Source organism: Pseudomonas sp. MDT1-85, assembly GCF_054898065.1.
On record NZ_CM142715.1, the window covers coordinates 3841156 to 3867829 of the forward strand.

At 59.0% G+C, this 26674-nt stretch carries 20 protein-coding genes and 1 pseudogene; 2 read left to right on the forward strand and 19 right to left on the reverse strand.

The genetic code is table 11. The features are described 5' to 3' along the window. Positions 1 to 11 precede the first annotated feature (11 nt). From ACYZT2_RS17345 to ACYZT2_RS17390, 10 genes and pseudogenes are all read right to left on the reverse strand, one after another. Positions 12 to 1556, reverse strand: coding sequence for an amidase family protein (locus ACYZT2_RS17345; protein WP_461965907.1), 1545 nt, complete (start codon positions 1554 to 1556; stop codon positions 12 to 14). A 159-nt stretch (positions 1557 to 1715) separates the two neighbouring features. After that, positions 1716 to 2597, reverse strand: coding sequence for a glycine betaine ABC transporter substrate-binding protein (locus ACYZT2_RS17350; protein ID WP_461965909.1), 882 nt, complete (start codon positions 2595 to 2597; stop codon positions 1716 to 1718). Between the two features lie 53 nt (positions 2598 to 2650). After that, positions 2651 to 3307: an ABC transporter permease gene (locus ACYZT2_RS17355; protein ID WP_461965911.1), complete on the reverse strand. Its 657-nt coding sequence runs from the start codon at positions 3305 to 3307 to the stop codon at positions 2651 to 2653. Positions 3308 to 3321: 14 nt separating this feature from the next. Further along, positions 3322 to 4319 (reverse strand): annotated as a pseudogene (locus ACYZT2_RS17360) (ABC transporter ATP-binding protein). Further along, positions 4316 to 5005 carry an ABC transporter permease gene (locus tag ACYZT2_RS17365; RefSeq protein WP_461965913.1) on the reverse strand — a complete coding sequence of 230 codons (690 nt, stop codon included), beginning with the start codon at positions 5003 to 5005 and terminating at the stop codon, positions 4316 to 4318. The pseudogene ACYZT2_RS17360 and the gene ACYZT2_RS17365 overlap by 4 nt, the downstream one beginning before the upstream one ends. Before the next feature lie 337 nt (positions 5006 to 5342). Next, complete coding sequence (locus tag ACYZT2_RS17370; RefSeq protein ID WP_461965915.1) at positions 5343 to 6338, reverse strand: GlxA family transcriptional regulator; 996 nt, start codon at positions 6336 to 6338, stop codon at positions 5343 to 5345. Positions 6339 to 6539: 201 nt separating this feature from the next. Further along, entirely contained in the window at positions 6540 to 7514 is a 975-nt protein-coding gene (locus tag ACYZT2_RS17375; RefSeq protein ID WP_461965917.1) for a dienelactone hydrolase family protein, read from the reverse strand. Between the two features lie 35 nt (positions 7515 to 7549). Continuing rightward, positions 7550 to 8443: an amidohydrolase family protein gene (locus tag ACYZT2_RS17380; protein ID WP_461965919.1), complete on the reverse strand. Its 894-nt coding sequence runs from the start codon at positions 8441 to 8443 to the stop codon at positions 7550 to 7552. Between the two features lie 581 nt (positions 8444 to 9024). Next, a complete protein-coding gene (locus ACYZT2_RS17385) occupies positions 9025 to 9792 on the reverse strand; it encodes a tetratricopeptide repeat protein (protein WP_461965921.1) in 768 nt (255 codons plus the stop codon). Positions 9793 to 10099: 307 nt separating this feature from the next. Beyond that, entirely contained in the window at positions 10100 to 12937 is a 2838-nt protein-coding gene (locus ACYZT2_RS17390) for an AMP-binding protein (RefSeq protein ID WP_461965923.1), read from the reverse strand. A gap of 161 nt (positions 12938 to 13098) precedes the next feature. On the opposite strand from ACYZT2_RS17390, the gene ACYZT2_RS17395 reads away from it, so the two are divergent. Then, the gene (locus tag ACYZT2_RS17395; RefSeq protein ID WP_461965926.1) at positions 13099 to 14403 is read left to right on the forward strand and encodes an MFS transporter; all 1305 of its coding nucleotides are present in this window, start codon (positions 13099 to 13101) and stop codon (positions 14401 to 14403) included. Positions 14404 to 14619: 216 nt separating this feature from the next. Here ACYZT2_RS17395 and ACYZT2_RS17400 read toward each other — a convergent pair whose 3' ends face one another. From ACYZT2_RS17400 to ACYZT2_RS17430, 7 genes are all read right to left on the reverse strand, one after another. Beyond that, positions 14620 to 15168: a hypothetical protein gene (locus ACYZT2_RS17400; protein ID WP_461965928.1), complete on the reverse strand. Its 549-nt coding sequence runs from the start codon at positions 15166 to 15168 to the stop codon at positions 14620 to 14622. After that, a complete protein-coding gene (locus ACYZT2_RS17405) occupies positions 15165 to 16094 on the reverse strand; it encodes a catalase family peroxidase (RefSeq protein WP_461965930.1) in 930 nt (309 codons plus the stop codon). Before ACYZT2_RS17405 ends, ACYZT2_RS17400 begins: the two co-directional genes overlap by 4 nt. A gap of 113 nt (positions 16095 to 16207) precedes the next feature. Then, positions 16208 to 17665, reverse strand: coding sequence for an aldehyde dehydrogenase family protein (locus ACYZT2_RS17410; RefSeq protein ID WP_461965932.1), 1458 nt, complete (start codon positions 17663 to 17665; stop codon positions 16208 to 16210). Between the two features lie 19 nt (positions 17666 to 17684). Then, entirely contained in the window at positions 17685 to 19322 is a 1638-nt protein-coding gene (locus ACYZT2_RS17415; RefSeq protein WP_461965934.1) for a GMC family oxidoreductase, read from the reverse strand. Between the two features lie 116 nt (positions 19323 to 19438). Continuing rightward, complete coding sequence (locus tag ACYZT2_RS17420; protein ID WP_461965936.1) at positions 19439 to 20368, reverse strand: LysR family transcriptional regulator; 930 nt, start codon at positions 20366 to 20368, stop codon at positions 19439 to 19441. Between the two features lie 63 nt (positions 20369 to 20431). Continuing rightward, a complete protein-coding gene (locus tag ACYZT2_RS17425; RefSeq protein WP_461965938.1) occupies positions 20432 to 21979 on the reverse strand; it encodes a GMC family oxidoreductase in 1548 nt (515 codons plus the stop codon). A gap of 55 nt (positions 21980 to 22034) precedes the next feature. Further along, positions 22035 to 22793, reverse strand: coding sequence for an alpha/beta fold hydrolase (locus ACYZT2_RS17430; RefSeq protein ID WP_461965940.1), 759 nt, complete (start codon positions 22791 to 22793; stop codon positions 22035 to 22037). A 184-nt stretch (positions 22794 to 22977) separates the two neighbouring features. On the opposite strand from ACYZT2_RS17430, the gene ACYZT2_RS17435 reads away from it, so the two are divergent. Beyond that, complete coding sequence (locus ACYZT2_RS17435; RefSeq protein WP_461973150.1) at positions 22978 to 23880, forward strand: LysR substrate-binding domain-containing protein; 903 nt, start codon at positions 22978 to 22980, stop codon at positions 23878 to 23880. 679 nt (positions 23881 to 24559) lie between these two features. Here ACYZT2_RS17435 and ACYZT2_RS17440 read toward each other — a convergent pair. Both ACYZT2_RS17440 and ACYZT2_RS17445 read right to left on the reverse strand, forming a co-directional pair. Continuing rightward, positions 24560 to 25399, reverse strand: coding sequence for an alpha/beta fold hydrolase (locus tag ACYZT2_RS17440; protein WP_461965942.1), 840 nt, complete (start codon positions 25397 to 25399; stop codon positions 24560 to 24562). A gap of 534 nt (positions 25400 to 25933) precedes the next feature. Continuing rightward, a complete protein-coding gene (locus ACYZT2_RS17445; protein WP_461965944.1) occupies positions 25934 to 26428 on the reverse strand; it encodes a DUF3616 domain-containing protein in 495 nt (164 codons plus the stop codon). Between the last annotated feature and the right edge of the window lie 246 nt (positions 26429 to 26674).

Consider the following 26674-nt stretch of genomic DNA (forward strand, 5'->3'; position numbering starts at 1 on the left):
CGGCAGAATGATCACCGCCCGAGGAAGGCGTAGCCAAAACCCACCACCTTGGCATCTTCGCCATAGCCGCCCAGGAATGAAACACCGACAGGCAGGTTGCCCTTGATGGTGCCTGCGGGAACCGTGATCTCGGGAAACCCCGTAGCGGAGGCAATGTACGACGACGCATAGGTGTCACCGGATTTGCAGACGTAACTGTCATCGGTCACGCCGTGAACCACCGAGGCAGGGCAATTGATGGTCGCGAAGAACAGGCTATCTACGTTGTTCTTCTTCATGATGTCCATCAGTTGCGCGCGCAACTGCGGGATCTTTCTGGAGAGGATGGAGATATACAGCGGCGAGTCGGTGCTTGCACCATTCGATACCGCTTCCAGTCCGGCCAGGCGTGCCGGGTTCATTCCATGCAGACCGTTTTCAGCCTGATTTTTCCTGGCCAGATCGAGAAACTGCGCCAGCGTTCGAGGTTGGCTGGTGTTGAGGGTGGCCAGGTAGCGTTCGAACTGCGGCTTGAATTCACTCTCTCCAACGGGGCCCAATACATCGCTCCATAGCGTTTCAAACGCCTTGGGAAGGTCGATGGAGACCACATGAGCACCGCGCTTGCCGAGGGTTTCCTGTGCCGTTTTAAAGACTGCATCCACCTCAGGGTTGGCGCCTGTGAAGTTAGTGATCACGCCAATGGTTTTGCCTTGCAGCGAGGAGCGGCTCAGCGCTTGCTCAAACTGTATTTTGTCTGCCGCAAGGTCAAGGGTCGCCGAATCGCTTTTGTCCTGTCCCTTGATCGCATCCAGCACGATGGCCTGATCCAGCACACTGCTTGTAATCACTCCGCCGGTATCGAAGGCGAGAGAGAGCGGAATGATGCCGCTACGACTGATCAGACCCAGCGAGGGTCTAAAGCCCACCGTACCGGTGACGCTGGCCGGCGCGCGGATCGACCCGCTGGTATCCGACCCCAGCGCAAAGGGTGCAAACGCTGCAGCGACGGAGGCGGCAGAACCGCTGCTGGAGCCTGAAGCGTCACGCTTGGTATTTCTGGGATTCAGCGTTTGACCACCAAACGAGCTGTAGCCAAACCAGCCAAAGGACGCAGCGAGTTCCGACAGGTTGGCTTTGCCGAGAAGAATCGCTTGCCCGTCGATCAACTTCTTGACGGCGAAGGCATCCTGGCTCGGCACCGACGAACGCAGTACGTAGGATCCGCCAGAGGTGACCATACCGGCGGTGTCGAAGTTGTCCTTCGCTACGAAAGGAATGCCGGCCAGCGGTGCGTACTTGGCATCGGGGTTTCTGGCGCGTTCGGCATCCCATTGCCTGGCCTGTTCGATCGCCTGATCATTGAGGGTCACCAGCGCATTGATGTTTTGGCCCTGATGGTTGTTCGCGCGAATGTTATCCAGATAGTGCCTGACCAGTTGCTCGGAACTGATGTCCCCATTATTCAATGCATGACGCATATCGGCGAGCGTCATGCGGTCGATACCGTCATCTGCTTGAGCACTGGCCGCCAATACCAGATACGAGCAAGCCACGAACTTTTTATTCAACTGCATGGGTAATTCTCCTAGTGGGGACAGGCGAACGAAACCAGCTCGCACCTCATGTGGGTGCAAGGGAATGGGAGGGAGGCAGGGGTAAAAAAGGCCGGCGTTATTCTGCCGGCCCCGGAAAGTTCTAAAGACAACGTCGAAGATCGCAGCCTTCGGCAGCTCCTACAGCAACTTGTTTTTCTGCAAAAATTCCTTGGACACACTCTCGATAGACTCACGGCCCACGTCGACCCGAGAATTGAGACCCGCAATGGTGTCGTCGTCCAGTCTGGAGGAAAGAGCGTTGAGCAATTCGCCGATCTTGGGATTCTCGTTAAGGACTTCAGTACGAATCACTGGCGTCAGCGCATAGCTGGGGAAGAATCCTTTGTCGTCCTTCAGGACAATAAAGCCGAACGCCGGAATCCGCCCGTCAGTCGACAGCACCAACGCCACATTCACCTGACCATCCCTGAGTGCCTGATAGGTCAATCCGCCGTCCATCCGGATGACGTTTTTACGCTCGAATTCAAACTTGTACGTGTCTTGAAGAGGTTTCAAACCATCAGGGCGTGAAAAAAACTCAGCGTTAGAGGCGAACTTATAGGCTTTGCCTGCTCCGAGATTTTTTGCCAGATCGCTGATCGAGACGATCCCCTCCTTATCGGCCTCTTCCTTGCGCATGGCAAAGGCATAAGTGTTATTGGCTTTTGATCGGTTCAGCCACGTAATGCCCTTCTCTGCGTCAAGGGTGCTGATCCTCTTATACGTTTCGTCAGCATCAAGTTTCTCCAGGACTTTGTTGTAGGTAATCAGCGAAGTGCCGGTGTATTCCCAATACACATCAACCTGACCGTTTTCTTGCGCCGCGCGCAATACAGATGACCCCAAGTCAGGGCGTTTATCGACGCTGTATCCATGGGTGCGCAGCAATTGAGTCGTCATTTCAGCAACCAGTTGCTGTTCTGTAAACTTCTTGCCGCCGACCACAATCGTGCTGTTGGCAAAAGCACTACCCACCAAACTTCCAACAAGACCCAGCGTAAAGATCAAACGGACCAGCATTCGATGAATCATCATGCACCTCGTATTATTAGTTTATGTCCAGGTCTTCAAATTCAATCGCGCCCGGCCAACCTCAAGCCCCGTGACACCGCGAGGGTTTGAATCAAACCGCACCCTAGATCCACCGCGATTGCCAAAAAGGCGGTCGACGCGGCACCAGCCAACATCATTGCGAAGTCGTTCAGGTCGATACCGGTAAAGATCAACTCACCTAGCCCTCCTCCACCCACCAGAAAGGCAAGCGGCGCAGTACCGACGTTGATGGCGAGCGCCGTACGTATGCCCGCGAAAATCACGTTCATCGCATTCGGAATTTCGACTTTCCACAGCGTTTGCGCAGGCGTCATGCCCATGGCCTCGGCCGCTTCGACCAAGTGCTGCGGCACCGCGCGCAATCCTTCATAGGTGTTGACCGCCACGGGCAACAAGGTCGCGACAAACAATCCAATGATGGCCGCGCCGCTGCCTACGCCGATAAAGCTCATGGCCAATGCCAACAGTGCGAGCTTGGGTATCGCCTGCCCCACATTGAGGAACTGCATAGTTGCCATGGCGTAACGCTGGTTCGCAGGACGGCTCATCCATACGCCCAATGGAAGCGCAACGAGCAGGGCCAGAACCCCACTGATGGCAACGATCTGCAAATGCTGAACGGTCAGGTAGCTGATATCGCCCCAGTAGTACTGGAGCCCTTCCCAAAATCTGATCATCAAGTCAGACATCGTCAGTGCACCGCCGGAGTAATGTTTTCAACAAGTCGTGCCAGGATGTCGGCCTGGTGGACATAGCCGATGAAGCGTCCGTCGCTGTCGTTGCATAACGCCCAGTTCTGGCCGCGACCCAGTAGTTGCGAGAGCACTTGGCGCAGATCATCGCCCGGCTTCACGATCAGTTGCGAGCGCAGGGCGATGCCGCTGTTTGCGCCCACGACCTGCATCTGTTCCCGTGGAGGGATCCTGCTGGCGACGTCAGCGGCACGCAGCAGACAGAGTCGTTTCATGATCCTGTCGCTGCCCATGAAGTTCTCCACGAACTCGCTGTTTGGCCTGGCGAGAAGATCATCCGAGCTGCCGAACTGCTCGATTTTTCCGTTATGGAACAGCGCGACACAGTCAGCCATCTTCACGGCTTCGTCGATGTCGTGACTGACAAAAAGCACGGTCTTGTTGACTTGGCGCTGGATGCGCATGAACTCGTCCTGGATCACTTCCCGGTTGATGGGATCGATCGCGCCAAATGGCTCGTCCATCAACATGACGGGCGGATCCGCTGCCAGGGCTCGGGCCACACCCACGCGCTGCTGCTGGCCTCCCGAGAGTTCGCACGGGTATCGCTTCAGAAATTTTGACGGCTCCAGCGCGACGACTTCCAGCAATTCCGCTGCTCGCTTGCGGCTTTTGGTTTTATCCCATCCCAACAGATTCGGGACGACGCAGATGTTTTCCTCTACGGTCATGTTCGGGAACAAACCGACTTGCTGAATCACATAGCCGATCGATCGTTTGAGGGTGACGCTGTCCAGTTCGGACGTATCGCGACCGCCAATTCTGATCGTTCCCGACGTGGGCGTGATCAGTCGGTTGATCATTTTCAAGGTCGTGGTTTGCCGCAGCCAGACGGCCCGAGCAGTACGCAGATTTGCCCCTCTTCAACGTTGAATGAGACATCTTCTACTGCGGTGATTGAGCCAAATTTCTTGTTCAGGTTCTCGATCTGGATCACGTCGTCGCTTCCTTCATTCGGCCAGTGGCCACTTTGTTCTTGTTCAGGCCTTTTGGCGTCAGGAGGAGCTGCAGGGCGTACAGCGCATAGTCGGCCGCAATGGCAATGATGCTGATGACGATGGCTCCGGCTAACAGCTGTCGGGTATCAGATTGAGCGATGCCGCGAATAATGAGACTGCCCAAGCCGCCGGCGCCGATATAGGCGGCGATAGCCGCGATACCGATATTGATAACGGTCGCCATCCGCACGCCCGCCATGATGAGTGGGACCGCTATCGGCAGCTCAACCTTGCGCAGCCGTTGCCAGGTAGACATTCCCATCCCGATCGCCGCTTCGCGCAACGCAGGATCAATGTTAGAGATCGCTGTGGTGGTGTTGCGGATGATGGGCAGCTGGGAATAGAGAAAAAGCGCAATGACCGCCGGCACTACGCCGATCCCATAACCAATCAGGGACAGCGCCGGGATCATCAGCCCGAACAGCGCGGCAGAGGGGATCGTCATCAGGACAGCAGCAAAGGCCAATACCCAACGGCGGGTTTTGGGGTGCTGGGATATCGCGATCCCGACAGGCACGCCGGTCAGAATCGCCAACCCCACCGCGATGGCCACGATGAGAAGGTGCTGTCCGAGTAGCAGGCTGATCAGCCCGCCGTTTTCCAGAATGAAACTCAAGGTTTCCATGGTTGTCAGGCCTTCTTCGCGTCATTGTTGTTTTTGCCGGCTGTGCATCTGGAAGTGGACGCCGGATTTGTAACGAACCTTACCTCGCTCCTGAACGGAGCCTGAGCTTTGGGTTCGACGATTTCTATCAAAAAACCGACGTCCCGAGGTCCGCCAGCGTGCAGTGCGAGGTGAAGGGTCGAGCGAGGAAGGAAGTATGCAGGATCGCCGAATTATCAAGGCTTAACTGAGCGTACCTCCTGTCGGGCCAAGTCATTAGCTTGCTATGCGGTTTTGTAGAGAGAGGGGTTTTTCGGCGGATTAGCGTTCGTTGACCAACGAGTTCGGTGACTGCAACTCAGGAATGAGCATCATCAAATTTCCGCCGCTCTTCGCCGGGCGTGCATCCCCACACACGACGGTAAGCAGCACCCAGATGTGACGCCGAGACGAACCCGCAGCTATAGGCAATGGAAGCAATGGGTTGGGTGCTTTCACGCAGCAACCGGCGTGCTTCGTTAAGTCTGAGTTCAAGATAGAATTTTTTCGGCGTCATCCCGAAGTGCTGATGCCACAATCGTTCCAATTGACGGTGCGACAGATTGCATCGGTCGGCGATCTCTTCGATGCCGACAACGTTCTCCAGATTATTTTCCATGAACGCAATGGCCGCCGTCAGCCGCTTATCGTGAATCCCGAACCGCCACTGTATCGACATCCGCTGATGTTCTTCCGGGGCTCTTATCCTTGCGTGCAGAAATTGCTCTGCGATGCTGGCGGCGAGTTGATTGCCATAATCAAGCGCGATTTGCGCCAGCATGAGATCGATTGCCGCCGTCCCCCCTGCACACGTCCACCGGTTTCCATGGTTGACGTACAGCTCTCTGGTGACTTCGATAGTGGGAAACTCTTCCGCAAATTGACCGATGGACTCCCAGTGCAACGTGCAGCGCTTCCCTTCCAGCAATCCGGCTCGGGCAAGAATGAAAGTACCGGTACTCAGTGCGCCGACCGTTATCCCTCGTGCCGCTGCGCGCTGTAAAAAGCGCAGCATCTTGGGTGGTTTTTGATGCTCGATGTCCAGGCTCGCCAGCACAAAAACGCGATCAACCTCGGGCGCTTGCTCGATCGCCAATGTCTGGATCTCGATGCCACTGCTGGAGCTGACCGGCCCACCCGTTTCCGTGAGAAGTGTCCACTGATAAAGCGTCTTTCCCGAAAGCCGGTTCGCGGCCCGCAAAGGCTCGCTGGCGCCAGCCAATGCCATCATGGAAAACTGAGGGAGAATGAGCAGCCCGATTCGCTTGGTGGTGTAACCCTTCACAGGCGTCGCTGGTTCACGGGGGCTCGTCATCGCCAGATCCTTATCAGGGGGCCAGATCCTTAGCAGAGGGGCCAGCCGTTCAGATAGTACCGCTTAGGCCGGCCCGAAGGAGTGGCTTTGGATTGGCTATGTTAGGGCCCTTGAGGGGAAACGTCGCTGGGGAATGCGCCGCGACGCTGGAAATCGCTGTAAGACCTCGTTGCGAGGCCTTACAGGATAATGGCGAGCGAATCAGCCGCGCGCGCGAATAGCCTCATCGATACTCTGGATCATCGATTCGAACACGGGACTGTCGACTTGATTCTGCTGGCCATGTTGCATGTGCGGCATGATCAGCGCGCTCGCACCTGCATCACCCGGATAGTGCCGGTGCAGACGCTCAGACTCTGAGGGCATGTGCAGGGTGTTCTCGGCGCCGTGGATAATCAGCGCAGGCGGGAAGTTTTTTGCGCCTTCCATGGACTGCTCCGGGTCATACGCCACATACGACTTATAGGACTTCGCAGTCACGTGGGTGCAGCCAGGCCAGCGGTCAGCACCACCCGCTTCGGTATAGCCGCCCAACTGCTGATCAACATAAGCCTGAGTTTCAGGATCAAGCGGATAATATCCAAGGCTTGTCGCTTCGGTTCCGGTATCAAACGGGGGAATAGGCGCGTCATCCGGGAGTTGGTGAATGGCTGCGTCCGCTACATCTTTGTCTGCGCGCAGGGCTTGCAGCTTGCGGATGTTGGTGTAACTCATCGGCACCCAAAACCGGATCTGCTCATCGCCTGCGGCAGCAAGCTCAGCCACTGCACCAAGGCTGGCCACCGCCCCCATCGCCCATGACGCTACCACGGGCATCTCACCAAAATTGTCGCGCGCCCATACAACCGCACCGAGGACTTCATCTTTCTGGTCTTCGAGGGTGACATTGGTGATCACCCTGTCACCCGCCTGGACGGTGTTTCGTATGTGCTTGTTGGTAAAAAATCCCGCCACGTCGTAGGTCATGACTCGATAGCCCCGGGCTGCCAGGGCGCGACCGAAAAGCTGACCGTACATCGATACCCCGCCCGTGAAGCCGGAGTTGAAGACTACAGGTGGAAGTTTGCGGGACGAAGCGTCGATTTCTTGAGGTTCGAATACCATTCCCTTGAGACTCAGCGTTTCGTCTCCGTACTTGACAGCAAAGTTGATTTCTTTAGTCGTAATGTTCGTCATCGCTTGATATCTCAAAGTTGGGCTACGGACGTAGATCAAATTACCAACTGGCCAGATGCTCCACGGAGAAGCTGGTCAACAGGAATCCGGGTTTCTGTAGAAACATGATGTGCAACGGCATCAACAAAGTTAAAAGTTTTGGGCAAATCAAACAGATCGGAATACGGCCCACCGTCGTTGTTGGTACCAACATGAGGTGCATCGGTTGCTTCCAGGAGAATCTTCTCTGCGCCGACTGTGCAAACAATCTGCACGACAAAACGCGCTGTTTCCTCGGGACTGACAGAAGTGCGATAGCCAGGGCCCTTGAACCACACATTACCTCGTCTGCTCGCCTCGGTGAGCAGAGCGATATAAGCCGGCTCCGCGGGACCCCGCTCGCTGTAACAGCTGCCTAGATGATCGATGATGACGCGGACATCGTCAGGGATCTGTCGCAATACGCGCAGATTGGTCTCTGCTTCTTTCGCGTAAATGTGGAGATGCTGGTGCGGGAGCAGGCGAGAATAAAACGCAGACCACTGCCCATCACTGAAGCGTGTATCAGATACAGTTTCAGGCCTTGCATCGTGTAGAACGATTCGGGCACCTACAACTTGCGAGTGCGCAAGACGTTCCTGTGTGGCGTAGGCAGGGTCCGCCTTAATTGTTCCTACCAGTTTGACTCCCCCGTAGCGCACGGGGTTTGCAACCTGGAGACGCTTGAGCTCTTCAAACGAAGCGAATACGTTTTCCGAGTCCGGCAAGATACTGAGGTGCACATTATTGATCACCGTCGGGGCAATTCCGGCAGTGATAAGTTTATCCAGATAAGCGGTAAGCGGATGCGGCTCCGGTAACGCATAAGGCAGCGAGCCAGCTACCCGGCGAAGATCTTGCGAAGTGTAAAAATGAACATGACTATCAATTCTTTTCGTCGAAGGCAGCATGATTATTGTTTCCTGCTTTTGTGCGAAAACAATAATCGTCGTCAGTGCTTCGTCGCTCCCGCCAACTCGACGTGTAGTATCAAAATTTCGCCATGTACGATTTGACGGGCACGGAGGATCTCAAGGAGAGAGGCGCCCTCGCAAAGCAATGCTTAATCAGATTTTCCAGTGGCCATTCAGGTGATGGCGAAATTTTGTTGTCGTGACATTCGTCAGTCACCTCTCTTACACCGGAGAGATCGTGGCAAGCGCACCAATCAAAATGGTCAACACCAGAAATCCGCCCAGGAAAAATGCCATCTTGCCCATGGGGCCTCCTACGTTATGAGTTTGCGGTGCAGCGGCTACCACAACTGCTGACCGTGCTGTCATTGTGAGCCGGAGGCTGATCCCATTACAGATGCAGATAGCCAAGAAAAATACGGATCAGAACGACATCGCCCCCGAACACCCCGACGGCTCATCGCGCCACCTTCTGGTTAGCGCTTACCTTGGGTGCAGAACGGCGGGACCGCACGATGGGCTGGCTGCAAAGGTTGGTAGCAGCCATCGCGACCGGCAGAATTCGGCCAGGTGGACATTCAGAAACCGTGCACCAGGTAGGCTCCTGAGGGAACTCGATATCGCAGCTTCTTGCATTTGCCGGGTGCAGGCTGATGCCCCGGCGGACGATCAGGAAACCAGATTCGGCATTTGCCCGGAGGCGGCATATGGCCGCGGGGAATCTCAACCTCAGCGTACGCCCGCTCTGGCTCGACATTAGCCATTTGCAATTTTCCTTCGGGCCCGGCTCTGCCAGCCGTCGGTGCATCCGAAACCCGATCTGTCTCTGCGCTAGCGAAGTTGCCAGCGTCGCGCCCAGTGTCCGGAGTGGATTGCTCAACAGCCGCCATTTCCACTTCGCGGCGCCTTTGGGTCTCCTCTTCCAGCCCCTTCTGTACTGCGACCAGGTCCTCTTTGGCATTGGGTGGAGTCCCCGAAGACTGGGCCTGCTGCGCCGCCTGGATCAATTGGAAATTGCGGTTGCGCAACTCGACGTTGCGACCAACCCGCATGTTCGAGCGCACCGCCAAGGTTTCAGCCTGCTGGTACTGCCCCTGCTGAAGACGCAACACACCGAGGTAATGCAGCGTCGCGGGATTGTTCGGCTGGATATGCAGGGCACGCTCCAGCGTGGCGGCGGCCTGGTCCAGTTGGCCATTTTCATACTGCCGCGAGGCTGTTTCGATCAGGGTGGTTGATGCGCTGTTGCTTTGTGCGGGCGCTCTTCGCTCGGCAGCGACAGAACAAAACGACGCGACGGCGCAGAACACCAGGATGAGGCCGGGCGGAAAACTCTTGGTTGGCATCAGGGGGCGGACTCGATTGAATTCGGAGGCACTGCCGTAAAACCGACCACAGCGCTGCTCGGCATTTCCGATATAGGGCCGCTATTGACCTGGCCAATACCCTGAAGTTCCTGCTGCAACGGCCGTCGCAACCAGTATCATTTTTTACCGCTTCCCAAGAAGCCCGACTGTCTGCAATGGGTTGTGGTCACTCACAGCGGATGTCGATATCAGACTTGTTCAGTAAAGGATAAGAATCCAGTTCAGCTTTTGACGTGTGCCCACTCTATAAACCGCTCTGAAAAGCCAACGACAGCGAAGCAGTCGCCTAACTTACGCGCTGGGCTCGTTCAGATTCATCCAGGTGCTCCAGCAGCACCGCTATCGTTGCATCCCGCAGCTTGATTGCCTCCATCCAGCCCGGCCCCTGCGCCAACAGCGGGGGACAGACGTTGACGTGGATTGCACCGTGGCGCGGGAACCACTGACCGTCGCGCAACACCCTGCGCGTGCCGCGGATTGCGACCGGCAGCAGCGGCACGCCGACACGCGCGGCGAGCACGAAGGCGCCCATGTGGAAGGTGCGTAAGCCTGGCTCGCGGGTAAAGGTCCCCTCGGGGAAGAACATCAGCGGCTGGCCAGCCTGTAGCGCCTCGGCCAGGGGCTCCGTGTCTGCGGCGCTGCGCTTCAGGTCGAAGCGTTCGACGAAGCGGGCGCCGAGCTTGCGCAGGAACAGGCCGGCGATCCACTGGTCAGCCAGTTCGCGCTTAGCAACGAAGCTGAACTGCGGCGGCAGGGCCGCGCAGAGTATGACGCCGTCGAGGTAGCTGGCATGGTTTGCGGCCAGCACGCTCACCCCTGACGCAGGCAGGCGCTCCAGCCCCGAGACGCTGAACGGCACACCCGCCAGGCGCAGGAACAGTCGTGCGGCCGCGCGGGTAAAGCTGCGGCACCAACGCTCGCACGGCAGGATCGCGACGCCAAGCCAGGTCAGCGGTGTGACCAGCCAGAACAGCAGCCAGATGTAAGCGGCATACAGCGCGGCGCGGCAGGTCTGCCAGCTGCGGCCGAAATGCGCGCGTACGGCCGGCAGCACCAGGCGCAGTAGCTGGCGCCACACGGCGAGGTGTGACCGACCCACTTCGCCGCGCTCATACAATTCACGGCTGGCAGCACGACGAATCTTGCCGCTGGAGGTCTTCAGTACGCTATGCGGTGGCGCCAGAACGATATCGTCGGGCGGCACACCGGTGAGATCGACCACGATGCGGTTGACCTCCTGCTGCAGGCGTTGCCGCGCGACAGTTTCCTTCTCGTAGCTTTCCGCCAACACCACCAGGCGCTCGGTGCCGGTGGCCGGGTCAGGACTGCCGAACACCGCAATGCAGCCTTTGCGCAGGCCGGGCAAATTGCCGACCGCCGCTTCGACATCATAGGGATAGATGTTGCGCCCGGCACGGATGATCAGGTCCTTCGCGCGGCCGGTCAGGTAGACCTCACCGCCGGCCATGTAGGCGAAGTCGAGCGAGTCGAACCAGCCATCGCGCAGCACCCGGCGGGTCTCTTCGGGGTTACGGTAGTAGCCACCGGTGGTGGACGGCCCGCTGAATTGCAGGTGACCTTCGCTGCGCTCGGGGACTTCAACCCCGCTGCTATCGACGATGCGAATCTGATGGCCCGGCAGCGGCCGGCCGCTGGAGACGAAGCGCAAAGTTGCGCTGGCGTTCGCTTCGGCGGGCAGTGCATTGCCGCGGGCCTGGAACGCCTCGCGCTGCACCCGGTCGATCAGCGGCCCTCGGTTCAAGGGAGGAAAGGCCACGCCCAACGTGGCCTCGGCCAACCCATAGACCGGCGCCAGTGCGGTGGGCGCCAAGCCATAGCGAACGAAACGTTCGGTAAAGCGTTGCAAGGTATCCGGGCTGACCGGCTCGGCACCGTTGAAGGCCACGCGCCAACTGCTCAAGTCCAGACCCTCGAGGTCGCCGTCAGCGAGTTTGCCCAGGCACAGTTCGTAGGCAAAGTTGGGCGCCGCCGACAACGTGCCGCGGAAGCGGTCGATGGCCCATAGCCAACGCGCCGGCCGCGCGAGGAAAGCCAGCGGCGACATCAGCACCAGGCTATAGCCGTAATACAGGCTGCCCAGCCAGGCACCGATCAGGCCCATGTCGTGGTACATGGGCAGCCAGCTGACGAACACGTCCTGCGGCCCCACTTTCAGAACCCCACCCATGGCGCGCAGATTGGCCAGCAGATTGGCGTGACTGACCATCACGCCCTTGGGTTGGCCAGTGCTGCCCGAGGTGTACTGCAGGAAGGCGATGTCATCCGGTTGCCGCGGCGGTGTGACGCACTCGCCGCCCTCGCCTGTGAGCTCGGCCACGCTGGCAATGCGCGTCAGGCTCGGGACTTGCGGCCGGAGCAGCCGGGCGAGCAGCTTCGCTTGCGTCACGGTAATCAGCACTTTGGCTTCGGCGTTGCGCAGGATGCCGGCCTGGCGGCGCAGATGGTCCTCTATCTGCGACAGGCGTAGCGGTGGGTAGATGGGCACCGGCACACCACCGGCCAACAGGATGCCGAAAAAACCATGGAGAAAATCGCGCCCTGTGGGCAGCATCAGGGCCACGGTCTGACCGGTCTGCAAGCCACTGCGTTGCAGCCCTGCGGCCACGGCCAGGGCGCCCTGGTACAAGGCGCCATAGCTGAAGTCTTCCGGCTGGTCACTTTCACCCAGCAGGCGCACGTGGGGATACTGCGGCTGATGGCGCACCTGCCATTCCAGCACCTCGATCAGGGTCCGCGCGGCGTCCGGCGTCTGTCCCGTTGCTGTCGGGGTCTCGCTGTAGTCTCTGGAGGGCAATGGGCGTACCGCCTCGGCGCCCTGCCTGCTGTGCAGCACGAGCAGTACATCAGCGAGTGTGTCCGCCGAGGCGAACAGGTTTTCCGGTAAGTGCACACCGAATTCGTGCTCGATGCGTGACCAGAGCTCGACCCGGGCCAGGCTGTCTACGCCCAGGTCCCGGTCCAGCACGCTGTGCAAGGTGACTTGCAAACCTTCTGCCGCCTGCGGGCGCAACTCGACCACGGTGCGCCGGGCAATTTCGAGCAACTTTTGCGCGTCCCCATCTGAATGGGAAATGGCGCGGGTTTCTGGAGGCGGACGAGACATCGGCGGCCCCTCATGACAGGACACTCTGTGTGTAGATCCTTGCCAATTGCCATTATGCGCCTATGGCGGCGACTGGGAATGCCATCATCGATTGCAGCGCTCGCAGGATGGCTGAGCCGGGGCTAGGCTCTCAAGGACGCAGCGCCTACAGAGAGATCGCCATGCCAGCCAGCCTTGCCCCCGGAGTGACGCGCCGAGAAATCTGGGCTTGGGCGATGTTCGATTTCGCCAACTCCGGCTACACAACGGTGGTGATCACCGCCGTGTTCAACGCCTACTTCGTCGCGGTGGTCGCCAAGGGCGAAGCCTGGGGTACGCTGGCCTGGACCAGCGCCACCGCCCTCTCCTATGTCCTGATCATCCTGACCGCGCCGCTGATCGGCGCCTACGCCGACGCCTTCGCCTGCAAGAAGCGCCTGTTGTTGTTCAGCACGGTCGGTTGCGTCGCCTTTACCTCTGGACTCGCGCTGGCCGGACCGGGGGAGCTCGGTATCGCGATCCTTTTCATCGTGCTATCCAACTTCTGCTTCGGCTGCGGCGAGAACCTGATCGCCGCCTTCCTGCCCCAACTCGCCCGTGCAGATGCCTTGGGCAAAGTGTCCGGTTGGGGCTGGGGGTTCGGCTATATCGGCGGCCTACTCAGCCTGGGCGCCTGCCTGGCCTTCGTCAGCTGGGCCCAGGCGCAGGGCCAGACTGCGACGCAGTTCGTGCCGGTGTGCATGCTGATCACCGCGGCCTTGTTCGCGGTAGCCAGCGTGCCGACCTTCCTGTTCCTGCGCGAACGCAGCCAGCCGCAGCCAGGACGCGGCGGCACGCCTATCGCGCAAGCGGCGTTGGCGCGCTTCGCGCAGACGCTGCGCGAAGCCGACCGCTATCGCGACCTGCTGCGCTTCCTTGCCTGCACCGTCTGCTACCAAGCCGGCATCTCGGCGGTGATCACCCTGGCGGCCATCTATGCCAATCAGGTCATGGGCTTCAATACCCAGGACACGCTGCTGCTGATCTTCGTGGTGAATATCACGGCCTCCATCGGCGCCGTGCTGTTCGGTTGGTTGCAGGATCGCCTCGGCCATCGCGCCACGCTGGCGCTGACCCTGTTGGGATGGCTCGGCATGGTCGGCATGGTCTGGGTCGCACGTGGCCCTGAGCTATTCTGGCTGGCGGCCAACCTCGCCGGTCTGTGCATGGGCGCCAGTCAATCGGCCGGCCGCGCGATAGTCGGTCTGCTGGCGCCGCCGACGCGCCTGGCGGAGTTCTTCGGCCTCTGGGGGCTGGCAGTCAAACTGTCAGCAATCCTCGGCCCCATGACTTACGGCCTGACCAGTTGGCTATCCGGCGGCGATCACCGCCTGGCGATGCTGATCACCGGCAGCTATTTCGTTGTCGGCCTGCTGATCCTGGCTGGCGTCGACCTCGAGCGCGGGCGGCAGGCAGCTGTCAGCAGTACCGAGAGTCTCGAAAAGTGAGAGGGACTATCCATATCGGGTCAGTTTTCGCCTGTCGCGACTGCCTCAATTCGTCCTGGCCAATTATCTGCCCTCCGCGAAGGGCAGCTAAGGGGTCGGTTGCAGTCATCGCTGAAAGCGGTCTATTGCCCCTACCGCTGATGCAGTAAGCAACATGGAGAACACCGACTGACTTCAGGAAACAGTTCCCTCCAAAGCCATAGGCGACCACTGATATCAGCTCAACAACCAGCGCGACATCAGACGCGTCGTCAACGGCATCAACCCATAGACCATACTGAATGACACCACCCCGGCAACCGCTACCTTGAATAGCCAGACCGGCAGACGCAGATCAGACAGTTCAAGCCCAGCCGCCAAAATCCACGGCACAAAAACGGTCAATGGCAAGACGATCATCCAGGACAATACCCATTGCTTCCATCGCTCGACGGTCACCCGACCTTGCAATGGCTCAAACCAGAATTTCGAATCATCCTCAGTACGGGGGTAGTCCTGCCGCAACCAGGGCAAGGATTCGCGCAACAAGGCATGACGTACCCGGGATTCCAGCCAGGCCGTGACATGCCCCTTGCTGACAAAGCGCAGGATGATTGCGTAGCGCAAGTGCGAGCCGACCGGTTTGAGCACATCCGTCGCCAGATAACCCGGAAACTGCCGATGGGCGTCGATGGCTTTGTTCATCCATTGCTCATACAACGCCTGATACTGCGGATTAACCTCATGCACAATCACACTGACGCCGATTTCAGCGTCAATGCTCATGGTTGCTGCCGCCGGAGCACGGCCCGCTGGTAGAGGCGTTCGCGCGCCAGAATCATCGGGTCGTGACTGGGTGCGATGCCATCGGGCAAGCGCCCGGGGTTGAAATCAAGCCGCTGCTGGGCGAGTTGTTGCGCCTCGGCCGGGACCAGCGCATCGAGGGTCAGAATCCCCAGCTCGACTTCCTCGTGGTTGCGCGACCAAGGGATCGAACCATCTTCGATGGCATCCCCCGGCGCCGCCAGTTGCACCACCAGACGTAACTTCACTGCCCCCTTGGCCAGTCGTGCGCCGATTTCGTCCTGCAAATAATCGGCTGGCATTGCGGCGGCTTGCTGATCACTCAATGCAGGCTCTGCCCGCAACGGTTCAATACGGTAGCGACCGATAAACACTTCACCCTGACGGTTGCTGAACACCAGGGTATTCACGCCAAAGTATTCGATACCGGCGTAACTGCTCGGCGCGGGCTTGGGTGTCTGAAGGAAGTGCTCCGCGCGTGGATGACTGGCCAGAAAGGTTTGCAGCGGCAGCGGATCCGGCGGCGTGGCGACGTTGGCGGCAATGCCTTGCAAAAAACTCAGAAAGTCTTCGGGCGTGGCCACCGGAAAGCCGTTGAACGAGTGCGTCACGATGTCCGTGAACTCACCGTCCGGCAGCGTAAAGCGAACGGCCAGACCGTGAGGACTGGCCTGCGGATCGCCGTCCTCGGTGGCCGGCACGCCGCTGAAGTTGGAGAACCTCAGCACCACCGGCACCGGTTGCCCCTGCAAATGGGCAGCCCGGCTTAGTACGGGAGCTGATGGCGAAGCCGCAAAGGTTCCGCTTAGCAATACACCCTTGGCATGGGTCATGCGAAATCCCGGGTGATGGCCGAACGTCGCGGCGAGTGCGTCAAGTAAAGCGTCGTAAAGTCTGTCCTGGGACATGGGGGCACTTCTCATGGGCGACACATTTTTCTGGTTGGCGGCAAAGGCAGAGGACGCGGCAAGCGTCCCTGCCAGCAGCGCGCCGATCAATAATCGGGTTGGCTGCATCGGATTCAGCCTTGGCGCAGGCCAGGATTGAGGGCGATGTGTTTGTACTCGACAAAGTCATCCATGGCCGCCACGCCGTTGAGGCGCCCCTGCCCCGACTGCTTGAAACCTCCTTCTTCGAACTCGTCGTAGACCACGGCCCAATCGTTGACCCACACCGTGCCCGCCTCCAGTTCGCGAGCCACCCGCAGCGCGCGGTCGACATCGCGGGTCCAGACACTGGCCGCCAGACCGAACTCGCTGTTGTTGGCCAGTTCGATCGCCTCGGCTTCGCTGTCGAATACCTGCAGCGTCAGCACCGGGCCGAAGGTCTCGCGCTGGACGATCGCCATATCGGGGTCGCTGACCCGCAGCAGTGTCGGGCGATAGAACGCGCCCCTGGCCAAAGGCCCCTCGGTCACCGGGCCGCCGCGAACGATGACTTGGGCACCGGCGGTAATCGCCTCCTTCACGATTTGATTGACCCGTTGCACGTTGGGCTTATCGATCAACGGACCCATTTCGCTGGCCGGGTCCGCGGCGGGCCCCACACGCACGGCTTCCAGTCGCGCGGCCAGACGCTCGGTCAACGCCGTGGCGATATCGCGTTGCACCAGCAGCCGCGAACCGGTCATGCAGAACTGGCCGGCGAATACTGTCAGCGCTTTCACCAGAGTCGGGACGGCTGCATCGAGGTCGGCGTCGTTAAACACCAACATGGGTGTTTTCCCACCCAGCTCCAGGCCAAAACGTTTGAGGTGTTGCGCACCCACGGCTGAAATCGCCCGGCCGGTGGTGGTGCTGCCGGTAAAACTGATTACCGGAACCCGGGGTGATTCCACCAGATGAATGGAGCCGGCCGCGCCCTGCTCGCTGAACAGATTGATCACGCCGCGCGGCAGCGACAGCGCCTCGCTCATGATCCGGGCCACCAGGCAGTTGGTCTGGGCGGTTTGTCCGGGCATTTTGATGACCGTGGTGCAACCCGCCGCCAGCGCCGGTGCCAGCGAGCGAATCATCAGCACCACCGGCGAGTTCCACGGCACGATGATGCCCGCCACGCCGACCGCCTGACGAATCACCAACGATAGCTTGCCGGGCCGGGGCTCGGCCGCTCGACCGTATTCGGCACGCGCCAGAGCAGCGTAATAGCGCAACTTGGAGGGCACCATGCCGACCTCGAACTCGGCTTCGGGTCTGATCTTGCCGTTTTCCAGCGCCAGGGTGTCGATCAGTTCATCGGCGTTGCGTTCGAAGGCGTCCGCCAGTTCCAGTAAAACCTTGGCGCGCAATTGGCGGTCATCTTTCCAGGACGATTCAGCGAACGCCCGTTGCGCAGCTTCAATCCCTTGTTGCGCTTCGTTCAAGCCACCTTCCGCGTAACGACCAATCAACTCGTAGGTCGCAGGGTCGATGGAGTCTTTGTAAACACCGGAGTCCAGCCATTGGCCGTCGATCCAGTTCAAAACCGGGGTGCTGTTCATAGAGGCAGGTTCCTGAGGGTCAAGCGTAAAGACGGGCAATGTGCTCGGCGGTGGCAATCACGGTGATGTTGGTGGCGACCGATGGCACGTCGGGAAAGATCGAAGCGTCCACCACGCGCAGCCCCTGCACGCCGATGACCCGCGCTTGCAGGTCGACCACCGCCCGCGCATCCCCAGGCTTGCCCATCGGGGCCGTCGAGGTCGGGTGGTGATAGGTGTCGAGACTGGCTTTGACACTGGCCAGCAAGGCCTCGTCCGAGTCGTTGCCTGGACCGGGGTTGAGCTCGGAATGAGTCAACGAATTCAAAGGCCCCGTGGTGCCGATTTTGCGGGCCAGGCGGATGCCATCCAGCAGACGCTGGCGATCCTTGGGCTCGGCGAGAAAATTCAGGTCGATGTTCGGCGCCACGAACGGATCGCGACTGGCCAGCGTCACCTTGCCCCGAGACAGTGGCCGGGTCAGGGCTACCGCGAGCACGAAGCCAACGCCGGTCGGACTCTGTTCATGGGGAAACAAGTGGGTGGCCGTGATATGCAGATCCAGCTCGCCATTCTCGGCAGAACGGCTGCGCGTCCAGAGTTTGGCCCCGATAGCGGGCGACTGGCTGCCGATCACGTCAGGCTTGGCGGCATAGGCGTTGTAATAGAACGGGTGATCCACCAGGTTCTGCCCGACTGCAAGCTCGGCGACTTGTGGAATCTGCAATGCATGCAAGTCCTCGCCAGGACCAATGCCGGAACGCAACAGGATCGCGGCGCTGCCGTAGCTACCCGCCGACAGGATCACTTCACCGGCCAGCAGCTTCTCACCGTTGCCCAGTTGCACACCGATCGCACGAGTACCGTCGAACAGTACTTTGTCCACCAGGCTGTCGGTACGGATATGCAGGTTGTCGCGGGCGCGCACCTCATCGGTGAGGTACGCCATGCCAGTGTTGACCCGCACGCCGTTGACGATGTTCATCGGGTACGGGCCCACGCCGTGGGCGTCAGCGCCGTCAAAGTCCTCAATCACCCTGTAGCCGTTGGCGAAGGTCGCGTAGATGAAGGCGCGCTGCATGGGAGTGACATCGGCCTTGCCCAATTGATGCACCGGCAGCGGCCCTTCATGGCCGTGCAACGGGCTGGCACCACCGCTGTGAGTTTCCAGTTTTTTGAACGAAGGCAGCAGCTCTTCATAGCTCCAGCCAGGCAGATCCCAGCGCTTGAAGTCGCTGGCACGGGCGCGGATGGCCACCGCTCCATTGATTGCCGAACTCCCTCCCAGCACCTTACCGCGCAAGGCGCCGATGGGGTGGTCGATGTAGCCCGGTCGGGTCTTGTAACCCCATTCGAACTCAGGATTGCCATTGGCGCCGACGATGTCACTGCTGGCAATGATCTCGGGGTAATTGTGCGGACTGTAGCTGTGGCCCGCCTCAAGCAATACCACCTGACGCTGGTTGTTTTCGCTCAAACGACGGGCCAAAACCGCACCTGCCGAGCCACCGCCGACAATGATCACGTCAACCGGGGCGCTGTGAGCGGCACGCTTGCCGGTACTACCGCTTGACTCCAACGCCTGCACCAAACCACTGCCCGCCGCCAATGTCGCGGCGGCCACAACACCGCCGGCCAGAACAGCACGGCGAGCAGGATTGTTAAGGGTACTCTTCATCCGTCTTCTTCCCTGTCAGACGCCAGATTGCGTCTGTTGGGAAAAAGCATATGGGAGGGCGCGCAGGCTCATAAGCCGGCAAAAGACGATTCCACGTTTCGTTATTCTCGAACGAATCAACGCTGTGGCTGCGAGTGAGCCGTCAGCATTTGCTCCCACACTGGCGGGCTGCCGATCTGCTCGATGAGGAAGTTGATCAGCGCCTGAAGCTTGGGCGAAGCTCTCTGGGATCGACGGTAGACTGCCGAGATATTGCCGCCACGCGGGGCATAAGGCGCAAGCACCTCCTTAAGCTCACCGGCGACCATCGCCTGCGCCGCCAGGAAGGTCGGCAAAATCGCCAGGCCCATACCGGCCTTGGCGGCTTCCAAAAGTTGATGGCCATTATTGGTGCGCATACGGCAGCGCACACGGAACGATTCCAGGGTGTTGTTCACCGGCAGCGTCCACATGCCGTGGGGTTCGCGATTCACATAGAGCATGGCGAAATGCTGGGCCAGCTCTTGCGGGGTTTGCGGTGTGCCGTGAGCGGCCAGGTACTCCGGACTCGCACAGATGATGTGACGGTTGGGCGTAATGGTCTTGGCGACCAGCGAGGAGTCAGGCAACTCGCCGATGCGGATGGCCGCGTCATACTGCTCTTCGTGCAGGTTGACGTGGCGGTCATCAAACTCGACATCCAGCCGCAACTCGGGGTAACGCACCGCGAATGACGACAGAATCGGCGTCAGGTAGCGAATGCTGAAGGCCATCGGCGCGGCAAGCCGCAGGACCCCGCGCAAACTCGATTGAAACGCCAGCACCGCGTCTTCGGCATCTTCGACATCGGCCAGAATACGCACGCAATAACGGTGAAACACCTCGCCAGACTCAGTCAGCCGGGCCTGACGACCACGCTCCAACAAGATGCTGCCCAGGCGCTTTTCCAATTGCTGGATCCGCAGGCTGACCATTGACTTGGCGATACCCAAACGCCGGGCGGCTTCGGAAATACTGCCGGTGTCCACCACCATGGCGAAAGAATGCATCTCGGACAGTTTGTTCAAATTTTGGTCATCCTGAGAAAGTCGGGAGCATACCTTCCCGATGGCATGCCCCCTCGGAGTTTTTTATGCGCACTGGCGGGATTTTTTAATGGCATCGGACAACTTTTCCGCCACCATGATGACGGTCGGGTTCAAGTTGATCAGCGGGATCTCGGGAAAAATAGACGCATCAATAACACGCAGCCCTTCTATGCCGTAAACGCGCCCTTCCTCATCCACCACGGCGTTTTGGTCATCCGGCAACCCCATCGGGGCCGTCGAACAAGGGTGCTGCAAAGTGCCCACACCTTTTGCCAGCACGGCACGAATTTGCTCCTTACTATCGTCAGTGGATGAGCCTGGATAGAGCTCTTCCACGATCATGCTTTTAAGCGGTTCGGTGTTGGCCAGTTTTCTGGCCAGACGGAAACACTCGATCATCCTGTTCATATCATCCTCACTGCTCAAATGATTCAGTTCGATAACAGGTGCCTCTCCGGGATCGCGACTTTTCAAACGCAGGCGGCCGTGGGACGTGCAATGCATCAGTTCCAGCCCCAGCGAAAACGCAACACCGGTCGGACTGCTGGCGGGGTCGAGCAAATGCGAGGGAGAAATAGCGATATCCAGTTCTTTATCCGAACCGGCATTGGATGAGTGGGTCCACCACTGCGCCCCCACCACCGGATGATCCTGCTCCTTCAACGCTTCTGTTCCACTGAAATTCATCCAGAAGAACGCATGATCGAGCAGTCGAACACCGACCGGCGCCTCTTTGACCAAGGGAATATCCAAGGCTTCAAGGTCTGCCCTGGGGCCCACACCTGAACGTAGAAGAATGGCAGCAGAGCCATAGGCGCCAGCACAAAGAATGACTTCTCTGCCGTGGACTTTTTCACCTCCAGCCAACAGCACGGACTGAACCTTGCCGCCTTCAATCAACACTTTGTCGATGAGGCTTTGATCCAGGATCGTCAGGTTTGGGCGAGCGCGGACTGCACGAGTGAGATAGGCCATCCCGGTGTTAACGCGTACACCGTTGATCACGTTCATTGGAATGGGGCCAGCGCCGTTATTGGCCTCTGGGTCATTAAAGTCGTCAACTTTGTTGGCTCCGCAAGCCCAAGCCGCCTCGACCATTGCGCGCTGTACAGGAGTGATGTACTCCAATGACATTTGGTGAATCGGCAGCGGCCCGCTGCGGCCGTGCCATTGTTCTTCACCGTGCGGGGTGCGCTCCATTTTTTTGTAATAGGGCAGCACCTCTTCAAAGCTCCAGCCTTTCAGGCCTTTGGCAGTGAAGCGCGCAAAGTCAAAAGGCAAGGCCCGGCAGGCAACGGCGCCATTGATGGCAGAACTTCCGCCCAGTACTTTTCCACGCGGAACGTAGACCGCTTGCGGTTGATCGACCGGCGTTGCGAAATACCCCCACTCATAACGTCCATCCGCGTTGGCGGCGATGATATTGCTACTGTAGATCACTTCTGGATACTCATCGGGCTCAAAGGCTCGACCCGCCTCAACCAACAGAACACTAAGTTGTTCGTCTTCCGACAAACGTGCCGCCAATACGGCGCCGGCAGAACCGCCACCCAGAATGACAAAGTCGAATACCTTGCTATTTACAGTCATCTTTCATATCCCTATTTATTGATGTGACGACTTTGATTTACATCGCAGGTCATGTTCAGCGCGTGGTGTTCAGCGCTTCGGTAATGACCTTGGCCACGTCTGCCGGGCGGGACTGATGCGGCACATGGCTGGTGGGCAGTGCCGTCGTTGTGGCGTTTATTTTCCTGGCGAGTGCGCGCTGAAGTTCAGGTGCAATCATGCGATCGCGCTCACTGACGATGTACCACGATGGCTTCTGCTTCCACGCGGCCACGCTGATGCGTTCGTCGAACGCTCGGGCATTGATGGCGCCTTGCGTGGCGGCCATCAATCGGGCCTGCGCGGCGGGCACGTCCGGGGCGAAATCCTGCGCCATACCGTGCTGCGTGAGCGACAGATACCCGGCCTTGTCGGCCACAAATTCGCGCATGCCCGGCGACGGCGGATAGTCTTTACCGAGCTCACCCGTGGTCTGCCCGACGTCCGGGGCGAAGGCGGCCACGTAAACCAGCGCCGCTACCTTGTCACTGGCACCGGCTTCAGTGATCACACTGCCGCCCCACGAATGCCCGACCAGCACCACTTTGCCCGGCGCCGTTTCAATAGCGCGACGGGTTGTGGCCACATCATCGGCCAGCGAATTCAAACCGTTCTGCACGGCCCGTACTTCCACACCCTTGGCCTGTAACAAGGTGATCACCTTCGCCCAGTCAGAACCGTCGGCAAACGCCCCATGCACCAGCACAACGGAAGGATCATTTGCAGCATTGGCACAACACACCGAACCCAGTGCGGCCAAACCCAAAGACATGGCGAGAACTGTCCTGCGTAACATCTGTATCTCCTTAAGTGAACCAACCAAACAGCGGCAATCTAGCCGCCGTGCTGCCTGGTCAACTAGGCCCCAATAGTTGGTTTCTCTTTCCCATACAGTGGACGATCCTTCTTGTATAGTTGGCCTCCTTTGGCTGAATGAACGTCGCCCAGTGCTCGATCTCAATGACCTTCAGTACTTTGTTATGGTGGTGGACCACGGTGGCTTCGCGCCGACTGCTCGGGCGCTAGGCATTCCAAAATCCAACCTCAGCCGACGGATCGCACTGCTCGAAGAAAGACTCGGTGTGCGCTTGATCATCCGTAACACCCGCAGTTTCAAAGTGACGGAACTAGGGCTGACGTACTACGCCCATTGCCGTTCAATGCTCAAGGAAGCAGAAGCCGCTGAAGCGGCGGTTGCCATGACCCGCTCCGAACCTGGCGGCTTGCTGCGTGTCACCTGCCCGACGGTATTACTGGAAGAATGCGTAGGCAGCATGATCACGCGATTCATGGCCATGCACCCGCGAGTCGAAGTGCATCTGGAAGCCAGCGACCGTCAAGTAGACGTGGTGGCCGAGGGCGTTGATCTTGCCCTGAGAGTACGCCCGCCTCCCCTTCAGGACTCGGACCTGGTTAACCGGGTTATGTCCCAGCGGCCACAATGTCTGGTCGCCAGCCCCGCGCTATTGCAGCGCCTGGGCGAACCCCAGGAACCGGAAGACCTGTCACGCTTCCCCAGCGTCCATCACGGCAGTCCGCAACGTGATTACAGCTGGACGTTGTTTCATCAGAATGGCGCGGAATTTACCATTCAACACCGCCCGCAACTCATCACCAAGGGACTGCCCATGCTGCGATGCGCGGCGATAGACGGCGTCGGTGTTGCACAGATGCCTATGTCCCTGGTGCACGACTACATTGATCGCGGGCAACTGGTGGTGGTTTTGCCTGACTGGGCTCCGAGGACTGAAATGATCTACGCCGTGTTTGCGAGCAGGCATGGGATGCTGCCGTCGATGCGGATGTTGATAGATTTCATGGTGGAGCAATTCAGGTTGTTGGATGACCCGGCGCGTGGGATGCGGGTGAGTCCGCTGGTTTGATAGGAGCCACGAGGGTGTAATTAGTTTTGAGTAAACGGTCATTTGGCAGGAGACTACCTACCCCAAGGAAATCCAATGACCGAGTCAAAACCCAAGCGCGCCAAACGAATCAAGCCTGATCCTGAGCTGGTTAAACTGGCTGACAGCCTTCCCAGGTGTCAGCAGAGATATCAAAAGTCGTGCCAGCCAGCATCTAGCCATTACTTTTCAAGGGGTTGGATGGCTGCGGTGGTGGCTTTGTCGACGTTCATGGTGAGAAACAGAAAAAAGTGCGCAAGAAGTTGCGCAGTACTGCGCAACTTCTTGCGCACCTCCGCAATAGTCTTCACTCGATGTCTACTCTGTTCGCGAAAGCCGGAAATCATGATAAACGACGGTCAATAGCTACCCTTGAACTGGCGGCTTTCGGCCAAAAGCAGTCGTTTGAGACTGGCTAATGGGTGTCCCCTTTTCCCTTTGGTAGTGTCCTTACGTTGGGGACGCGAAGCTAACAGCCGTTGAAAAACTATCTGCGTTGGCAATACTGCGTTAAAGACGGTCTCAAAATGCTCATTTACAGTTCGTAAACTCCGCTTTTTCGGCCGTTTTTGCTTTGTCTTGCCTGTCTCGCCTACGTTTTTCAACGGCCTGCTAGCGGGCTTGCACGACCTTGGGCAAGCCCGCTAGCAGGCATCAGCGATCAATTCCGCTCGGATTGCAGCAGGCGTGGCTTTAACATGCCGTTGGCGATTATCGACACGGGCTCTTCATCGCCGTGCTGCTGGCAGAGGAATTCGCGTATCGCTTCGGCGGTTCGCCTGGCGCTGGTCACCACGAAAAAATGCCCCTCTCCCTGCAGGACGTGCAGTTCGGCACGGCGAATGGTGCGGCGCAGGATGTGCGCATTGTACAGCCGCACCAGGGTGTCGCGTTCGCCGGTGAGGATCAGCGTGCGCTGGCGCAGACGGAACAGCCGCAGCAGGCTTGTCCAGCCGACCAAGGCGGTGAGTTGGTGGTAATAGGTTCGCGGGTTGACCGTGAGCATGCCGTTCACCACACCGAAGCGCAGCAGCGTCTGTATCGAATTGCGCGAGCCTCCTTGCTTGTGCAGTTTGGCGCTTTTTCTCCTGCCAAAAAAATCCAGGATGTCGGCGGGCTTCACCAGCATCGCCGGGCCGGCCGAGGTCGCCGCGAGGATCAGCCGGCGCACCATGCTCGGGTAACGCAGGGCGAATTCTTGCGCCAACGCTCCGCCCCAACTCACGCCGAACACATCGACCTGGTCGATTCCCAATTGCTTGAGCATCTCGGCGATCAGGTCGGCATGGCGCGGCAGACGCATCGGCCAGCGGGGCATTTGCGATTTGCCGACCCCGGGCACGTCCAACGTAATGGTCCTGTAGTCCACCAGTTCATCGCGCAGGGGATCGAAGGTACGGATCAAACCACCCAGGCCGTTGAGCAAGAGCAGCGGTGAGCCTTGGCCGCGGATTGAAACGTTCAACTGCAAGTCTTTAATGGTTAATTTGTGCGTTGTCATGGTTTTCCCCTTGGCCTACCCGCTGTTAAGACAGCGTCTGGCTTTTGCGTTGCAAAAAAGGGTGACATTTTTGGCATGGCTCTGCGAATCATCGAGATATCGTCGATTGGCTCCGCGCGGTTTAAAAGTACCGTTGGGCTGGGCATCTGCGCGGCGCGGGTCATACTGCCAATGGCGAGGAGCCATCGTCTGCTGTCGGGATGGCACACGAATCCACCCCCAAGTTCACCCCCCATTCCCAGGCGATTGCATGGGGCAACACCGCGCCGAAAAATACGACGGCTTTAAATTACTCAGAGTCAGCACGGCTCCGGCGAGAAGGCCCGGCCTGCTGAGTGCTTTGGAGGCGCCTGCATTTGTTCCGTGTTCTTTGACCATAAGTACCAGGCGATGAACAGGATAAAGGCAACGCTGAGCCATTTCACCGCGATGAAGACCGACTCGAACTGCAGGGCCAGTGCTGTAAGTCCGAGGGTGGCGCCAGCAGTCCAGGCAAACCTGATCTACAGGCCGCGTTGACGTCGATGTGCGTCGCTAATCCAGGATGAACAGGTCCCCTTCCACATCCGTATCGCCGTGTTTACGACTCTCCGCCGCAGCGTCGTATACGATCATCAGAACCTCCCCAGGCTGCTCGCCCGATTGGAACAGACACATGCCCTCAGCGTGATCGTTGCCTTGCCCGAAAGGCACCTCCAGCACCTTCTCCAATTGATCGGTGAAGACCACGCTTTCCTCGTCGGACGCGAAACCGCCGCGCCAGCGGAAGACCGTTACCGGACCGTCCTGCTCCATGGTGGGGCCCGCCAGGATCAGCAGATCGTCACCGCGGGTGCACAGGTCACGCAAGCCCAGGCCATTGAACGCGAAGAAGTGCTTGCGGTAGCGGCGCCCATCCCGACCGATCTTCTTCAGCACCAACGTGTCAGACGAGGCGTCGTTCAGCTCGGGTTCGATCTCCAACAACACGGCCCAGCCGCGTAGAACCGGTCCTCGCAGCCCCAGCAGAAGGCGCGATCCGATCAGCAAGCGTACTCTTCGTCCAAAGCATGCACTCGTCCTAGCCGACCCGTCCACCGCTGAAGGCTTAGGTCCCTTCGCTGCAGCAGCTAAGCAACCCGGATTAGTTCCATCAACTCCAAAAATAGCCGACTAACGGTGACCCTCGCAGGCACAAAGCCTGCAACAACCACCTCGACGAACATTTGACGTCAATCTACCGCCATACGTAATCAGCAGACCCAATTGACACAGCTCAATAGTGTCGGTTCGAGC

Bases quoted from the DNA above. Each gene is read 5' to 3' on its own strand.
- ACYZT2_RS17345 (WP_461965907.1), bottom strand. From the start codon at position 1,556: ATGCAGTTGAATAAAAAGTTCGTGGCTTGCTCGTATCTGGTATTGGCG.
- ACYZT2_RS17350 (WP_461965909.1), bottom strand. From the start codon at position 2,597: ATGCTGGTCCGTTTGATCTTTACGCTGGGTCTTGTTGGAAGTTTGGTG.
- ACYZT2_RS17355 (WP_461965911.1), bottom strand. From the start codon at position 3,307: ATGATCAGATTTTGGGAAGGGCTCCAGTACTACTGGGGCGATATCAGC.
- ACYZT2_RS17365 (WP_461965913.1), bottom strand. From the start codon at position 5,005: ATGGAAACCTTGAGTTTCATTCTGGAAAACGGCGGGCTGATCAGCCTG.
- ACYZT2_RS17370 (WP_461965915.1), bottom strand. From the start codon at position 6,338: ATGACGAGCCCCCGTGAACCAGCGACGCCTGTGAAGGGTTACACCACC.
- ACYZT2_RS17375 (WP_461965917.1), bottom strand. From the start codon at position 7,514: ATGACGAACATTACGACTAAAGAAATCAACTTTGCTGTCAAGTACGGA.
- ACYZT2_RS17380 (WP_461965919.1), bottom strand. From the start codon at position 8,443: ATGCTGCCTTCGACGAAAAGAATTGATAGTCATGTTCATTTTTACACT.
- ACYZT2_RS17385 (WP_461965921.1), bottom strand. From the start codon at position 9,792: ATGCCAACCAAGAGTTTTCCGCCCGGCCTCATCCTGGTGTTCTGCGCC.
- ACYZT2_RS17390 (WP_461965923.1), bottom strand. From the start codon at position 12,937: ATGTCTCGTCCGCCTCCAGAAACCCGCGCCATTTCCCATTCAGATGGG.
- ACYZT2_RS17395 (WP_461965926.1), top strand. From the start codon at position 13,099: ATGCCAGCCAGCCTTGCCCCCGGAGTGACGCGCCGAGAAATCTGGGCT.
- ACYZT2_RS17400 (WP_461965928.1), bottom strand. From the start codon at position 15,168: ATGAGCATTGACGCTGAAATCGGCGTCAGTGTGATTGTGCATGAGGTT.
- ACYZT2_RS17405 (WP_461965930.1), bottom strand. From the start codon at position 16,094: ATGTCCCAGGACAGACTTTACGACGCTTTACTTGACGCACTCGCCGCG.
- ACYZT2_RS17410 (WP_461965932.1), bottom strand. From the start codon at position 17,665: ATGAACAGCACCCCGGTTTTGAACTGGATCGACGGCCAATGGCTGGAC.
- ACYZT2_RS17415 (WP_461965934.1), bottom strand. From the start codon at position 19,322: ATGAAGAGTACCCTTAACAATCCTGCTCGCCGTGCTGTTCTGGCCGGC.
- ACYZT2_RS17425 (WP_461965938.1), bottom strand. From the start codon at position 21,979: ATGACTGTAAATAGCAAGGTATTCGACTTTGTCATTCTGGGTGGCGGT.
- ACYZT2_RS17430 (WP_461965940.1), bottom strand. From the start codon at position 22,793: ATGTTACGCAGGACAGTTCTCGCCATGTCTTTGGGTTTGGCCGCACTG.
- ACYZT2_RS17435 (WP_461973150.1), top strand. From the start codon at position 22,978: ATGGTGGTGGACCACGGTGGCTTCGCGCCGACTGCTCGGGCGCTAGGC.
- ACYZT2_RS17440 (WP_461965942.1), bottom strand. From the start codon at position 25,399: ATGACAACGCACAAATTAACCATTAAAGACTTGCAGTTGAACGTTTCA.